This is a genomic window from Ruegeria sp. E8 (assembly GCF_056533985.1).
In genome coordinates this window covers 222,883-238,275 of the sequence record NZ_JBQFOY010000006.1, presented here as the reverse complement: position 1 = coordinate 238,275, position 15,393 = coordinate 222,883, and the positions used below count along the sequence as shown (strand labels likewise).

Here is a 15,393-nt window from a genome sequence, read left to right as displayed (position 1 = left end):
GGTATTGCCCCGAGAAATCTGTATCATGTTAACCGAACAAACGGGAGGGACATCGAAATGGCTATTCGGCAGACACAAGGGCGGACGCGCCTGTATGACAGTATCCTCGACACAGTCGGTGACACGCCCTGTATCCGGGTCAATCGAATCGCGCCGGATCATGTGACCGTTTACGTAAAGTTCGAAGCGTTCAACCCGGCAGGTTCGGTCAAGGACAGGCTGGCGCTGAATATCATCGAGGCGGCGGAACGGGATGGGCGGTTGAAACCGGGTCAAACCGTTGTCGAGGCGACATCCGGCAATACCGGCATCGGTCTTGCCATGGTCTGTGCGGCAAAGGGCTATCCGCTGGTTGTGACGATGGCCGAAAGCTTTTCGGTCGAGCGGCGCAAGCTGATGCGCTTTCTGGGGGCCAAGGTGGTGCTGACTCCGAAAGAGCAGAAGGGGTTTGGCATGTACACCAAAGCCAAGGAATTGGCCGAGGAAAACGGGTGGTTCCTTGCCAGCCAATTCGAGACCGCTGCCAATGCCGATATTCACGAGACCACGACGGCGCAGGAAATCCTAGCCGATTTCGAAGGGCAGCAGCTGGATTACTGGGTGACGGGTTACGGGACCGGCGGCACTGTTTCGGGTGTATCCCGTGTGTTGCGCAAAGAGCGGCCTGATACCAAGATCATCCTGACCGAACCGGCCAACGCCGCCATCGTGTCATCGGGGTATGTGAACACCCGCAACGGGGATCATCAGCCTACCGAGAGCCACCCGAATTTCCAACCGCATCCGATTCAGGGATGGACGCCGGATTTCATTCCATGGGTCCTGCAGGAAGCTATCGACAATTCCTATTACGATCAGTTGATCCCGGTGCCCGGACCTGAAGGGATCGAATGGTCGCGTCGGCTGGCCGCGGAGGAAGGGGTGTTCACCGGGGTTTCGGGCGGGTCGACCTTTGCGGTGGCGATGAAGGTGGCGGAAACCGCGCCGGAGGGGTCCGTATTGCTGGTCATGCTGCCGGACACCGGCGAGCGCTATCTGTCGACCCCGTTGTTCGAGGGAATCGAAGAGGGCATGACGGAAGAGGAATACGCTATCTCGGCCTCAACGCCGTCCGCACAAATGAGCGCGGGCTGACGTCAGACGGTTTCAGGTTCCGATATCCAGGGCCAGCGCATGGATGCGGGGCACGATGTCGCCCAGTGCCTTGTGCACTGCGCGGTGGCGGGCGACGCGGGATTGGCCTTGGAACGCGGCGGCGCGGATGCGGACGTTGAAGTGGCTTTCACCGCCGTCCTGATAGCCCGCGTGGCCGCGATGGCTTTCGCTGTCGTCGATCACCTCAAGCTCTCGCGGGTCAAAGGCGGCTTGCAGGCAGGTTCGGATCTCGTCGGTCACGCTCATTTTTTCGCTCAGCGGCAAAAATTTTACCGCTCCCCCTCTTCTACTTTCGGCTGCTTAGACTAAACTGCTGCCTCCGAGTCGAAAAGATGCGTTCGTAAGGATTGAGAGTATGGCGAAGTCAGACCCCTTCGGATTTGATATGTCCGTTTCCAACGCTAAGAAAAAGAACCCGCGCGGGCGTCGGGGGATGTCGGGCGCGTCCGAAACCTCGGTGCGAATCTGCGACCACGAGGGTTGTGAAGAGCCGGGCAAGTTCCGCGCACCGAAAGCGCCGGATGTGCTGGACGACTTCTATTGGTTCTGCCAGCAGCATGTGCGCGAATATAACCAGAAATGGAATTTCTTCGACGGCACCACCGAGGCCGAGCTGAACGCACAGCGATCCAAGGACAAGGTATGGGAGCGTGAGACCAAGCCGATGGGTGACCCCGAGGCGCGCGCCTGGGCCCGTCTGGGGATCGAGGACCCGCATCAGGTGCTGGGTGCCAACAGCACGCAGAACAAAGGCCGCACCTCGGGCGGTGGTGGCCGTCGCCTGCCCCCCACCGAGCGCCGTGCAATCGAGATTCTGGAAGCCAATGACAGCTGGACCAAGGCCGAGGTGCGCAAGGCGTACAAGAAGCTGATCAAGGTTCTGCACCCGGACATGAATGGCGGCGACCGGTCTCAGGAAGAGCAGTTGCAAGAGGTCGTCTGGGCCTGGGACCAGATCAAGGACAGCCGGAATTTCAAATAGGCCTCGCGCGCCCGAGACCTGTGGCCGGGAGAGAACACAGTCTGACGTGATTGTGTACAAGCTTACTGGAAACCCGTTTCAATTCCCGCGATAGTGGCAGGGTTTGAAACGGTGATTTCCACGGAGAAGCCGCAGTGCGCATGCCCGTTCTCTTGTTCCTTGTCTCGCTGGGCGGGGTCTTTGCGGCTCCGTTTCTGCCTGCCGAATATGATGGCGTGCGGGTGTTGAGCCTGCTGTGTATGGTCGTCAGCCTGATCTGGGGTCTGCGCGCCTGGCGCAGGTGGCGCATCGCCGACACATGGATCATCGTGGACGGGTCGAACGTGATCCACTGGCAAGAAGGTGAGCCGGATCTGGGTACATTACGGCTTGTCCTTGCGGCCCTGAAACGGGCCGGGTTCAGACCGGGCGTCATCTTTGACGCTAATGTCGGTTATAAAGTCGAGGGTCAGTATATGAACGACCGGGCGCTGAGCCGCGTTTTGGGCCTGCGGAAAAAGCAGGTCATGGTCGCCCCCAAGGGCACGCCAGCGGACCCGTTGATTCTGCAGGCGTCACGCGACAGCAAGGCGCGCATTATCACGAATGACCGGTTTCGGGATTGGGCGGACGAGTTTCCGGATGTCCTGAACACGGATCGCATCGTGAAAGGTGGCTTTCAAAAGGGCGAGCTCTGGTTCTCACTCTGAGGCAGGATCGGTCTGCCCGTTTGACGAACATTGTTTGATACGCCTGTCCGGTGTGTCGATAGGGCCAGTTTGAAAGAAAAACCTGCTCACCTTTTGGCGCACACTGCTTTCCCTTGCCCTTGCCCGCAATATGTTGCACCACACACGGGTTCATACCCGGGGAACGGGCCTAAGGATAAGGACAAGGCGAATGGCTGACGGATCGATTGACGTAAACGCAAAACCAACCGAAGACATCTCGGTCCGCGACGTATTCGGCATTGACAGTGACATGGCGGTCAAGGGCTTTGCCGAAGCGACAGACCGTGTGCCTGCCATTGACCCGACCTACAAGTTCGACCCGGAAACCACGCTGGCGATTCTGGCGGGCTTTTCCCATAACCGCCGTGTGATGATCCAGGGCTATCACGGCACCGGCAAATCGACCCATATCGAACAGGTCGCCGCCCGTTTGAACTGGCCCGCCGTGCGTGTGAACCTGGACAGCCACATCAGCCGGATCGACCTGATCGGTAAGGACGCCATCAAGCTGCGCGACGGCAAGCAGGTCACCGAGTTCCACGAAGGCATCCTGCCCTGGGCGTTGCGCAACCCCGTGGCCATCGTGTTCGACGAATATGATGCGGGCCGAGCGGACGTAATGTTCGTGATCCAGCGTGTGTTGGAGCATGACGGCAAACTGACCCTGCTGGACCAGAACGAGATCATTACGCCGAACCCGAATTTCCGTCTGTTCGCCACTGCAAACACCGTCGGCTTGGGCGACACCACTGGCCTTTATCACGGCACGCAGCAGATCAACCAGGCGCAGATGGACCGCTGGTCGTTGGTCTCGACCCTGAACTACCTGAGCCACGATGCCGAAACGATGATCGTGCTGTCCAAGGCGCCGCATTACAACACTGCCGAGGGTCGCAAAACCGTCAGCCAGATGGTCACTGTGGCGGACCTGACCCGGACCGCCTTCATGAACGGCGATCTGTCCACCGTCATGAGCCCGCGGACCGTGATCAACTGGGCGCAAAACGCCGAGATTTTCCGCAACGTGGGCTATGCCTTCCGCCTGTCGTTCCTGAACAAATGCGACGAGCTGGAGCGTCAGACCGTGGCCGAATTCTATCAGCGCTGCTTCGACGAGGAATTGCCGGAAAGCGCTGCGAGTGCGACCCTGGGATAAGCACCCGAATTGCGCCCGTTCCGGGCGCAATGCCTCCGGCGGGGATATTTTTGGCCAGATGAAGTCGGATCCGTTACAGTTTTCCGCGCCGGGCAGGTCATTTTGATGAGGGCTTAAGGACATGGCACAGAAGAACGACAACCCCGCCGATCCGTTCAAAAAGGCCTTGGCTGAGGCCACAAAGGTTATGGCCGATGACCCTGAGTTGTCGGTAACCTACACGGTCGACCCTTCTGGCATGTCCGGCGAGTCGATGCGGTTGCCGCAGGTTTCACGCCGGATGACGCGAGAGGAAGTGTTGTTGGCGCGGGGTACTGCAGATGCTTTGGCGTTGCAGCGCAAATATCATGACGATGCAACCCATGCGCGTTATGCGCCGCCTGGGGATATGGCGCGCGATCTCTATGAAGCGATGGAAACCGCGCGGTGCGAGGCGATGGGCGCACGTGATATGCCTGGCACCGCGTCCAATATCGACGTCAAGATCGGGCACGAAGCGATCCGGCGCGGCTATGACCAGTGCAAGCAGCCTGCCGATGCACCTTTGTCGGTGGCGGCGGGGTATCTTATCCGACATCTGGCCACCGGGCGCGATCTGCCCCCTGCCGCTGAGAACATCATGAACCTATGGCGCGGGTTCATCGAAGAGCAGGCTGGCGGGACACTGGAGAATCTGGACGAGATCCTCTCGGATCAGGCTGAATTCGCCAAATTCGCACGGCAGGTGATCAAGGATCTGGGCTATGGCGATCAGTTGGGGGATGACCCCGATGAGCTGGACGACGAGCAGGAAGATCAGGCCGAGGACGACGCAGAGGAACAGCCCGATCCCGACAGCACCGGTCAGGATGATCAGGACGAGCAGGACGCGGATGCGACCCCTGAGCAAACTCAGGAAGAGCAGCAGGATCAATCTCAGGCGCAGGTCTCGATGGATGAGATGGCCGAGGATGAGTTGGGCGATGAGGCGGAGATGCCCGAGGGCGAGGCGCCGCTGGAGCCGCCTGCCCCGCCGCCTGCATCCGAGGCCGATCCGGATTACAAGGTCTATCTGGACACGCATGACGAAGAGATCGCCGCCGAGGATTTGGCGGAACCGGCCGAGCTGGAACGGCTGCGGGCCTATCTGGATCAGCAGTTGGAGCCTTTGAAAGGGGCTGTTTCCCGGTTGGCGAACAAGCTGCAGCGCCGGTTGCAGGCTCAGCAGAACCGATCCTGGGAGTTCGACCGCGAAGAAGGGATTCTGGACGCAGGACGACTGGCCAGAGTTGTGGCGAATCCGACCACGCCGCTCAGCTTCAAGGTCGAGAAAGACACCGAGTTCCGCGATACCGTTGTGACGCTGCTGCTGGACAACTCGGGATCGATGCGCGGGCGTCCCATCTCCATCGCCGCCATCTGTGCGGATGTTCTGGCGCGCACGTTGGAACGCTGCAATGTGAAGGTCGAGATTCTGGGCTTTACCACGCGGGCGTGGAAAGGCGGTCAGGCGCGCGAGGCGTGGCTGAACGATGGTCGTCCGCAGCAGCCCGGGCGTCTGAACGATCTGCGCCACATCATTTACAAAGGGGCCGATGCGCCGTGGCGTCGCGCCCGGCCCAATCTGGGCCTGATGATGAAAGAGGGTCTGCTGAAGGAAAACATCGACGGTGAGGCGCTGGAATGGGCCCATCGCCGGATGCTGGCGCGGCGCGAGCAACGCAAGATCCTGATGGTGATTTCGGATGGCGCTCCGGTCGATGATTCCACGCTGAGTGTGAACCCGGCCAATTATCTGGAAAAGCACTTGCGCGACGTGATCGCCATGGTCGAGAAGCGCAAGATGGTCGAGCTGTTGGCCATCGGGATTGGTCATGACGTGACCCGGTACTATGACCGCGCTGTGACCATCACCGATGTAGAACAGTTGGCGGGCGCGATGACCGAGCAACTGGCGGCTCTGTTCGACAGTGATCCGCGCGCGCGGGCGCGTGTGATGGGGATGAGAAAGGCCAGCTGAGGCTGGCCTTGCCTCCGGCGGGAGTATTTTGGAAAAGATGAAGCGCATTTGGTGTGGACAGATCGGGGTAGCCTGATCTGGACATTTGTTCAATTGCGCCTCAGGGTCTGCTGGAAATGCAGAGAATGAGGCCCTTCATGTTCCAATCCTTCGAAGTCACTGCTCGCCCGGAACAGGGGCCACCGCGATTGGCCGCATTGCGGGAGGAGTTGGCGCAGGAGGGGTTGGACGGGTTTCTGATCCCGCGCGCAGACGCGCATCAGGGGGAATACGTCGCGCCGCGTGATGAGCGGTTGGCCTGGTTGACGGGCTTTACCGGTTCGGCCGGGTTTTGCGTCGCATTGCGCGATCTGGCCGGTGTGTTCATTGACGGACGGTATCGCACGCAAGTCAAGGCACAGGTTGCAGAGGAGTTTACGCCGGTGCCCTGGCCCGAAGTCAGCCTGAGCGCCTGGTTAAAAGAGCAACTGCCGGGTGGCGGTAATGTCGGGTTTGATCCCTGGCTGCACGCGGCAGGACAGATTTCCAGCGCGGCTGAGGATCTGGAAGGCACCGGCATCGAATTGGTACGGTGTGACAATCTTGTGGACCGGATCTGGGCGGATCAGCCAGCCCCGCCGATGAATCCGGTCAAGGCACATCCGATTGAATTTGCGGGCGAGTCGTCAGACAGCAAGATCGCTCGTCTGGCCGAGGATTTGCGGCGGGATGGGTGCCAGGCGGCGGTGATCACCCTGCCGGATTCGATCATGTGGCTGTTGAATCTTCGCGGATCGGACATTGCCTATAATCCCGTTGCCCATGGTTTTGCGGTGTTGCACGCAGATGGCCGGGTCGATCTGTTCATGGCCGATGAAAAACTGGCAGAGATCCGGGATCATTTGGGGCCGAATGTGACGGTGCGTGAGCCGCGCGCCTTTCTGGACGCGGTTGCGGCACTGGAAGGTCCGGTGCAGACGGACTCGGGTACGGTGCCGCAGATCGTGGCGGATGCGTTGGGCGATGCCATGACCGAAGGCGGCGATCCATGCGCCCTGCCCAAAGCGTGCAAGAACCCGGCCGAGATTGCAGGCAGTGCCGCAGCGCATTTGCGTGACGCGGTGGCGGTGATAGAAACACTGTGCTGGCTGGATGCGCAGCCGCTCGGCGCTGTGAGCGAGACGCAAGTGGTCGGCCGGCTGGAAGACAACCGGCGAAAGGACAATGCGCTTCAGGATATCTCGTTCGACACCATCGCCGGGACCGGCCCGAACGGCGCAATCATGCATTACCGCGTGACCGAAGAGACTGACAGCCGGTTGGAAGGTGGTCATATTTTGGTGCTGGACAGTGGCGGGCAATATCTGGACGGCACCACCGACATCACCCGGACTGTCGCCATCGGCGATGTCGGTGATGAAGAAAAAATCTGTTTCACCCGTGTGTTAAAAGGCATGATTGCCATGTCGATGCTGCGCTGGCCCGCCGGGCTTGCCGGGCGCGATATCGAATGCGTGGCACGCGTGCCGCTGTGGTCAGCCGGACAGGACTTCAACCATGGTGTCGGCCACGGGGTCGGAGCCTATCTGAGTGTGCATGAGGGGCCGCAGCGCCTGTCCAAGGTCAGCCATGTCCCCCTGAAGCCGGGGATGATCCTGTCGAACGAGCCGGGATATTACCGCGAGGGGGCCTTTGGCATTCGTATCGAAAACCTTGTGGTGGTCGAAGAAGCCCCTGCCCTGCCCGGCGGAGATGCCGAGCGTGCGATGCTGCACTGGCGCACTCTGACATTTGTGCCGATTGACCGCAGGCTGATCATGGTCGATATGTTGACGCCTGACGAACGCGGCTGGCTGAACGCCTACCATCGCGACGTTGCGGAAAAAATCCGCCCAAGGCTGGGACATGACGCGCAACTGTGGTTGGATGCCGCAACTGCGCCAATCTGACATCGGCCTGTTACATAGAACGGGCAGAGGAGTGGCCCAAATACGACGACGGAAGGAAAAGGAATGACTGAGATCACGATCCAAAAAGCGCCGGGCAAATGGAGTGTCCGCTCGGGCGGTGCGATTCTGGGCGAAACAAGCAACGCGTTGGAACTGCATGAAGGCGACAAGGATCCGGTGATCTATTTCCCGCGCGGCGATATTGCGATGGCGTTTCTGGACCAGACCGACAAGGTGACCCACTGCCCCGGCAAAGGCGACGCGACCCATTTTTCCATCGTCAACAGGTCATCCGTGACCGAAAATGCGGTCTGGAGCTATGAGGACCCGATCGCGGCTGTGGCCGAAATCAAGGGTCATCTGGCGTTTTATCCGGTGGAGTCGGTGAAAGTCGAACAGATCTAAGGTCTTCCTGACAGTCACGCGAATGATCTGGCGGGCCATTTGGCCCGTTTTGCATTTTTAGCCATCGAAAATGAACACCTTTGCGAACAAACGAAGACTGGCTTTGACGCGCTGGTCTGAACCAGTTCACGCAGCTGTGGCATGCAAGTGAGCGGCAGTTGAGGCACACTTGCACCCGGGTAACACCGGAGGCTTCCATGTCGATTTCACGTCGCGGTTTTGCAGGGATGATCGGGGCTGGTGCGCTTGCACCCGGTGCGCTTTGGGCGCAGCAGGATCCGGTTCTGGAGGCGTTGCGCAGCACGCTGAACGGGCGTCGGACCGCGTTTGAGGCGCAGATGGCTTACCTTAGGGATCGCGGCCAACCGGACGTTGTGGCCGGATTGCTGACCGCGATGCGCTATGCCGACCGGCGGCGGGATGAGATTGTCGAGGTGATGGAGGCCCTGACCGGGCAACGTCATGGCAATGACTGGTTCGAATGGATGCTGTGGCAGGAACGGAACCCGCAGATTGTCCCGCACCCCTCGCTGATCCCGTTCAAGCGCGAGGTTCTGCTGGGGATCGATCCGAATTTCGACCTGTTCCTGCGGCCCGAATACCTGCAACGCGACAGGATGAAGATTCGCCTGGAAGAGATCGCCTGGGGCGGCGTGCACAAGGATGGCATTCCGTCACTGGACAACCCGACCCTGATCGCGCCGTCCAGCGCCGGGTATCTGAAAGGCGACGATCTGGTGTTTGGCGTGGCCATCAATGGGGATGAGCGTGCTTACCCGTTGCGGATCATGGGGTGGCACGAGATGTTCAACGAGGTGATCGGCGGCGTGCCCGTGGCGCTGGCTTATTGCACGCTCTGCGGGTCGGGTATCCTGTTTGAAACGCAGGTGGCGGGACGCAGGAAACCGTTGGTCTTCGGCTCGTCCGGGTTCCTCTATCGGTCGAACAAACTGATGTTTGACCGCGAGACGCATTCGCTGTGGAACCAGTATACCGGAAAGCCCGTCGTGGGGCCTTTGGTGAACAGTGGGATCACGTTGAAACAGCGCCCGGTGGTGATCACGACATGGGACAGCTGGAAAACCTCGCATCCCAGGACCCGCGTTCTGTCGCTGAATACGGGTCATCGGCGGAATTACGGGTCGGGCGTTGTTTACCGGGATTACTTTGCCTCGAGCGAGTTGATGTTCCCGGCCGTGGTGGATCAGTCGAGGCATCGGCAGAAGGACTACATATTTGCCGTGCGCCAGTTCGGCGCTGCCCGCGCCTGGCCGTTGGATGCGTTCAAGGGCAAGCCGGTGATCAACGACGCGATTGGTCAGACGCCGCTGGTTCTGATCGGCGATCCCAAAGAACGCAGCGTGCGCGCTTATGAGCGCAACTCACATCAGTTCAAAGCGACCCAGAGCGGGTTACAGGATGGCGCAGGAAACAGCTGGACGGTCACCGAGGACGCGCTGATCGGGCCGGATGGCACGCGCCTGTCGCGGGTGGCCGGGCATATCTCGTACTGGTTTGCCTGGGACAATTATCTGGGTGATGCGGCCAGCGTGTATGGCGGGTGACGATCAGGAGTGTTCCTCGGCGGCTGTTGCCGCAAGTGCCCTGTTATACGCCTTGAGTGCATCCACGTGATAGAGCGCGCCAACCGGCATCTCGGACCCGTCTTCTTCCAGAATGACAACTGGAATGCAGGGGATGTCATCGCGATCGAAATAGGGCATTGCCGCTTCGAGCGTAGCGCTGGCCTGAATGCAAAGGCCTTGTTCGACCAGCCTCAGCGCCTCTTCCTTGGTGATTGAGCGGGGGTCGCCGATGGGGCGCATCACGGCCCCGGCGCGCAGCATGGCCAGCAGATAGGCCTGTGGCCCGGCGGCCAGATGAACATCCCGCCGCTCCAGCTGGGTCAGGAAGAAAGACCGGTCGACAAGGCGTGACGCCAGCGCTGTGGACATCGAAACGGTGACCATAACCGCAAGGCCGATCTGCCAGTCGCCGGTCAGCTCAAAGACAATCAGGGTGGTCGAGATGGGGGCTCCCAGTACCGCCGCAGCCACGGCACCCATTCCGGCAAAGGCATAGAGCGTATGGGTGCCCGACACGTCTGGCAACAGCCCGGTGGCGATCAGGCCAAAGGCCAGCCCTGTCAACGCGCCCACCATCAGCGACGGAGAGAAGACACCGCCGCCCATGCGCCCGCCCATGGTGATGGCGACGGCCACCGTTTTGGTTACCGCGAACAGGATCGCCGTGGTCAGCACCAGATCGCCGGTCAGAGCGCGGATCGTGGTCTCATACCCCACGCCGATGATGTGTGGGAACCAGATCGCCATCAGCCCCAGCATCGCGCCTGAGACCGCCGGGCGCAGCCAGCCCGGGATGGACAGGCGGTTCTGGATATGGCTGCCGATATCCTCGGCAAAGAAGATCGACCGCATCAGCAGCAGGGCGACAAAACCGCAGATCAGGCCGAGGATCAGAAAGGCCGGAAGTTCGACGTAGAATTGCAGCGAGCCCGGCGTTTCCAGAGTAAATTCGGTGACGTCGCCATATTCCAGCCGGTTGATCACCGTTCCGGCGACCGAGGCGATGACGATCGGGGCAAAGGCGTGCACGGCGAAATGGCGCAGCACGACCTCGAGCGCGAACAGGGCCCCGGCGATGGGGGCGTTGAAGCTGGCGGATACGGCGGCGGCAACCGCGCAGCCCAGCAGGTCGCGACCGGTGATCCCATCGGCGTGGATGCGATTGCTGACCCATGTGGAAATCACCCCGGCCATATGTACCACAGGCCCTTCGCGCCCCGTTGACCCGCCCGAACTGAGCGTGATCAGCGAGGCAAAAAATGAGGCGATGCCCGCTTTGACCTCGACCCGTCCATCGGTGACGGCAGAGCCTTCGATCACATCGGCCACCGACCTGACGCGTCCGTCATTGGTGAACCGGTTCAGGATCACGCCCACGATCAACCCGCCTATGATGGGGATGATCAGAACCATGAACCACGGCAGCTTCTCGGCATGGCTGTGCAACAGCAGGATGTCATCGGTGTCGTAGAGATAAGCTTGCAACGCCCGGATGGCCTTGCGGAAACCAAGCGCCATGAACCCCGCCGCGATACCGATGGCCAGGGCGATGAACCAGAACTGGATCTGGCTTGGCCCCCGGCGCAGCATCACCCGCCACGCATCCTTGATCGCGGCCAGAGCCTGATTGAACTGGTTGCGCAGAACGGTGCGGGTCGATTGGGTCATTGGCCCTCGGGGATCATCACTTAGCCCTTAGTAAGCCACGGAGCGCCCATATAAAAGTGAGATAGCGACAGTGTGAGGACCAATCGTGTCAGGCTTGCAGCAGGGCCCGGGCCGCAGCGCGGGCTTCGTCGGTGATGGTGTCGCCCGCCACCATGCGAGCGATCTCGTCCACCCGGTCCGGTTCGGCCAGAGGAATGACGGTGGACAGGGTTTGACCGTTCGAGACCTGTTTCTGCACCCGCCAGTGATGCGCTGCCCGCGCAGCGACTTGCGGAGAGTGGGTGACAACCAGCACCTGCCCGCCCTGCGCCAGCGACGCCAGCCTGCGCCCGACCGCATCGGCAGTGGCACCGCCGACGCCTCGGTCAATCTCATCAAAGATCATCGTACGGGCGCTGTCATCGCCCGACAGGCAGACCTTGAGGGCCAGCAGAAAACGGCTGAGCTCACCGCCCGAGGCAATCTTGTTCAGTGGCCCTGCCGGAGCACCGGGATTGGTGGCCACCGTGAAAGCCACTGCATCGGTTCCCTCGGGGCCAGCTTCAGCCGGGGTGATTTCGGTCTGAAACACAGCGCGTTCCATCTTGAGCGGGGCCAGTTCCGCCATGACGGCTGCATCAAGCTGCCCGGCGGCGGCCCTGCGCGCGGCGCTGAGGTCGGCGGCGGCGGCATCATAGGCTCGCTGTGCCGCGTCCACGGCTGCGCGTCTGTCCGCCAAATCGGCATCGCCTGCTTCCAGCTGGTTCAACCGGTCGCGCAATGTGTCGGCAAACGTGCCCAGATCATCCGGAGCCACGTCATGCTTGCGGGCTTGCGCGCGGATGGCAAACAGGCGTTCCTCGGCCTGTTCCAGTTCCGCCGGGTTGAAATCCAGCGCCTGAAGGCAGGCGTTGACGCCGTCCTGCGCCTCACCCAGTTCGATCATCGCACGTCCGAGCGCGGCAATCGGTTCTTCCAACTGGCCGCCCGCGTTGTCAGACACGCCTTCCAGCCAGCGGATGGCATCGGACATCGCCCCTTCAGCCCCGTCGCCGGACAGGAGGGCAAAGGCGCGGGCGACATCGTCGCGGATACGCTCGGCCCCTTGCATCATGCGGCGGCGGGCATCCAGTTCGGCGTCTTCGCCCGGCTGCGGATCAAGCTGATCCAGTTCGGCAACCGCATGGCGCAGAAACTCTTCCTCGCTGCGGACAGCGGCCAGTGCGGCCTCGGTCTCGGCCAGAGCCTTGCGGGTGCGGGACATGTCAGACCAGGCCGTGCGCACCTTGGCCAGGTGGTCCGAGACCCCGGCGAAGTCGTCCAGCATCGCCCGGTGACCGCGCGGGTTCAACAGCCCGCGATCATCATGCTGACCGTGCAATTCGATCAGGGTCTCGGACAGCGCCCGCAGCACCTCGCCCGAGCAACGGCGGTCGTTGACCCAGGCGGTCTTGCGCCCTTCGGCGGTGTTGACCCGGCGCAGGATCAGTTCCTCGCCCCCCGGCAGGCCAGCCTCGGCCAGAATCGCGTGTGCGGGGTGATCGGCAGAGAGTTCGAATTCGGCAACAACCTCGCCCTGTGCAGCCCCTTGCCGAACCAGTTCGGCCCGTCCGCGCCAGCCCAAAACGAAGCCCAGCGAATCCAGAAGGATCGATTTGCCCGCACCGGTTTCGCCGGTCAATGCGTTCAGGCCCGGCTGAAAGCTCAGTTCCAGCCGGTCAATGATCAGCATGTCGCGGATATCAAGGGCGCGCAGCATCAGGTCTTTAGCGTCCCGGACCAGAGGCCATGGCGATTACAACCATTCACCTTTGATGGTTTGACGATAGATCGTATTAAGCCAGTTGTTGCCACGGCCCTTGAGATCGAGACCGCGCGAGGTCAGCAGCTTGTAGGCATCGTCATACCATTCCGTGGATTGGTAGTTGTAGCCAAGGATGGCACCTGCGGATTGCGCTTCATCCAGCAAGCCGAGGGACAGGTAAGCCTCGACCAGACGGTAAAGCGCTTCGGCAGTGTGCGAGGTGGTCTGGAAATCCTCGACCACAACGCGGAAGCGGTTGATCGCCGCGACGTAGTGATCCTGACGCAGGTAAAAGCGCCCGATCTCCATTTCCTTGCCTGCCAGATGGTCGAAGGCCAGATCGAATTTCAAAACCGCCGAGGTGGCGTATTCGCTGTCAGGGTAAACCTCGATCACGGTGCGCAGCGATTGCAACGCCTGAAAGGTCAGGCCCTGATCGCGCCCAACCTCGTCGATCTGGTCATAATAGCTGAGCGCCAGCAGATACTGCGCATAGGCTGCGTCTTCATCCGTAGGGTAGAAGTCGATATAGCGCTGCGCGGCGGCACGGCTTTCTTCATAGTTCTTATCCGAATGGAAGGAAAACGCCTGCATGATCAGCGCGCGTTTGGCCCAGTCGGAATACGGATACAGGCGTTCGACTTCCGAGAAGTACCACGCCGCATCGTCCGAGCGATTCTGCGACAGCTCGTATTCACCACGCGTATAAATCTGCTCGGGCGTGAACCCTTCCAAATTCTGATCGCGGTCAGCGCCTTTGTTGCCACATGCTGTCAAAACTGCTGCCATAAGGATCGCACCTGCGAACCTGACTGCCGCTTTGCTGCCAACCATACCGCCCATCCTTGTCGTCTTGCTTAATGGGGTTCGCCCCGAATTGAGCCATGGTCTAGCACAGAAAATTCCGGGGCAAAACGCCTTATGCGACTTCTGTCGCAAATGTCGTCAGAGTTGATCGGGTCAGGCGACTTCGGGAATCTCGTTCACGACCAGCCCCTGCCCCGGCAGGCGCGCGGCCTGTTCCGGCGTGCACAGAACCGGACGCACCGCACCCGGCGTCTCGAACAGGTTGCGCAGCAACGTGTTGGTCAGAGAATGGCCCGACTTGTTGCCGGTGAAGTGGCCCAGAATCGGCCCGCCCGCCAGATAGAGATCACCCAGCGCGTCCAGCATCTTGTGGCGCACGGCCTCATCCACGCGGCGGAACCCGCCCGGTGTCAGAACCTCGCTGCCCTGAACGACCACGGCGTTTTCAAGCGTACCACCCAAAGCCAGCCCGTTCTCACGCATCGCTTCGACATCCATGCGACGGCAGAAGGTACGGCAATCGCTGAGTTCGCGCGCAAACGAGCCGTTGCGCATGTCCAGCGTTTTCGTCTGGCTGCCGATGGCGCTGTCTTCGAAATCGATATGGAAGTCGATGATCAGCCCGTCCGCAGGAGCAATGCTGGCGTCAGCGCCTTCGCGTGATGCAGTAACGGTTTTCAGGACCTCATAGGCCAGAACCGGGCTGGCCTGACGGCGCACGCCCTTGGCCATGATGCCGCGCACGAAATCAATCGATGACCCGTCCATGATCGGAACTTCGGGACCGTCGATTTCGATCAGCGCGTTATGCACGCCGCACCCGGCCAGAGCGGCCATGATATGTTCGATGGTGGAAACCGAGACTCCGGCGTCGTTTACCAGCCGGGTGCAGAGCGGTGTCCGCTCGACCACGTGATAGATCGCCGGGATCATCGCATCGCCCAGGTGAATATCCGTCCGCTTGAACCAGATTCCGTGGCCAGCTGCCGCCGGTTTCAGAATCATGGTCGCCGGCTTGCCGCTGTGCAGCCCGACGCCTGTAAACGTAACCGGAGATTTGAGCGTATGTTGCAAAATAGGCCTCGGTGAGCAGTGTCCAGCCTTCTCGGGCTGTGTTGGACACTCAGTTAAGGAAGCCTGCGTCAAGGCTCAACTCACTCTTTGTAACCGATTGAAACATGTATGTAACAGATCGGCAAATCCCTGCTTACCTA

At 60.8% G+C, this 15,393-nt stretch carries 13 protein-coding genes; 8 read left to right on the top strand and 5 right to left on the bottom strand.

Features of this window, described 5'->3' with window-relative positions:
* The first annotated feature begins 57 nt into the window (after positions 1–57).
* Positions 58–1,134 carry a PLP-dependent cysteine synthase family protein gene (locus ACR0LF_RS11060; RefSeq protein ID WP_480578626.1) on the top strand — a complete coding sequence of 359 codons (1,077 nt, stop codon included), beginning with the start codon at positions 58–60 and terminating at the stop codon, positions 1,132–1,134.
* Between the two features lie 12 nt (positions 1,135–1,146).
* Here the strand turns inward: ACR0LF_RS11060 and ACR0LF_RS11055 are convergent, their stop codons facing one another.
* On the bottom strand, positions 1,147–1,401 hold the full coding sequence (locus ACR0LF_RS11055) for a BolA family protein (protein WP_480578624.1): 255 nt from the start codon (positions 1,399–1,401) through the stop codon (positions 1,147–1,149).
* A gap of 109 nt (positions 1,402–1,510) precedes the next feature.
* On the opposite strand from ACR0LF_RS11055, the gene ACR0LF_RS11050 reads away from it, so the two are divergent.
* The 7 genes from ACR0LF_RS11050 (at position 1,511) to ACR0LF_RS11020 (ending at position 9,900) form a co-directional block, all read left to right on the top strand.
* Complete coding sequence (locus tag ACR0LF_RS11050; protein WP_480578622.1) at positions 1,511–2,137, top strand: J domain-containing protein; 627 nt, start codon at positions 1,511–1,513, stop codon at positions 2,135–2,137.
* Positions 2,138–2,277: 140 nt separating this feature from the next.
* The gene (locus ACR0LF_RS11045) at positions 2,278–2,826 is read left to right on the top strand and encodes an NYN domain-containing protein (protein ID WP_480578620.1); all 549 of its coding nucleotides are present in this window, start codon (positions 2,278–2,280) and stop codon (positions 2,824–2,826) included.
* A 190-nt stretch (positions 2,827–3,016) separates the two neighbouring features.
* Positions 3,017–4,003, top strand: a complete 987-nt coding sequence (gene cobS, locus ACR0LF_RS11040) for a cobaltochelatase subunit CobS (RefSeq protein WP_480578618.1) — start codon at positions 3,017–3,019, stop codon at positions 4,001–4,003.
* 121 nt (positions 4,004–4,124) lie between these two features.
* Positions 4,125–6,002 (top strand): cobaltochelatase subunit CobT, encoded by a 1,878-nt coding sequence (gene cobT, locus ACR0LF_RS11035; protein ID WP_480578616.1) that lies wholly within the window; start codon positions 4,125–4,127, stop codon positions 6,000–6,002.
* Between the two features lie 137 nt (positions 6,003–6,139).
* Positions 6,140–7,930 (top strand): aminopeptidase P family protein, encoded by a 1,791-nt coding sequence (locus ACR0LF_RS11030; protein WP_480578613.1) that lies wholly within the window; start codon positions 6,140–6,142, stop codon positions 7,928–7,930.
* 63 nt (positions 7,931–7,993) lie between these two features.
* Positions 7,994–8,335 carry a DUF427 domain-containing protein gene (locus ACR0LF_RS11025; RefSeq protein ID WP_480578611.1) on the top strand — a complete coding sequence of 114 codons (342 nt, stop codon included), beginning with the start codon at positions 7,994–7,996 and terminating at the stop codon, positions 8,333–8,335.
* Positions 8,336–8,532: 197 nt separating this feature from the next.
* Positions 8,533–9,900 carry a DUF3179 domain-containing protein gene (locus tag ACR0LF_RS11020; RefSeq protein WP_480578609.1) on the top strand — a complete coding sequence of 456 codons (1,368 nt, stop codon included), beginning with the start codon at positions 8,533–8,535 and terminating at the stop codon, positions 9,898–9,900.
* Positions 9,901–9,903: 3 nt separating this feature from the next.
* On the opposite strand, the gene ACR0LF_RS11015 is transcribed toward ACR0LF_RS11020, so the two are convergent.
* From ACR0LF_RS11015 to lpxC, 4 genes are all read right to left on the bottom strand, one after another.
* Positions 9,904–11,589 carry a chloride channel protein gene (locus ACR0LF_RS11015; protein ID WP_480578608.1) on the bottom strand — a complete coding sequence of 562 codons (1,686 nt, stop codon included), beginning with the start codon at positions 11,587–11,589 and terminating at the stop codon, positions 9,904–9,906.
* 88 nt (positions 11,590–11,677) lie between these two features.
* Positions 11,678–13,327: a DNA repair protein RecN gene (gene recN / locus ACR0LF_RS11010; protein ID WP_480578606.1), complete on the bottom strand. Its 1,650-nt coding sequence runs from the start codon at positions 13,325–13,327 to the stop codon at positions 11,678–11,680.
* A 36-nt stretch (positions 13,328–13,363) separates the two neighbouring features.
* Complete coding sequence (locus tag ACR0LF_RS11005; protein WP_480578604.1) at positions 13,364–14,206, bottom strand: outer membrane protein assembly factor BamD; 843 nt, start codon at positions 14,204–14,206, stop codon at positions 13,364–13,366.
* Positions 14,207–14,332: 126 nt separating this feature from the next.
* A complete protein-coding gene (gene lpxC / locus ACR0LF_RS11000) occupies positions 14,333–15,253 on the bottom strand; it encodes a UDP-3-O-acyl-N-acetylglucosamine deacetylase (RefSeq protein WP_480578602.1) in 921 nt (306 codons plus the stop codon).
* Positions 15,254–15,393 lie beyond the last annotated feature (140 nt).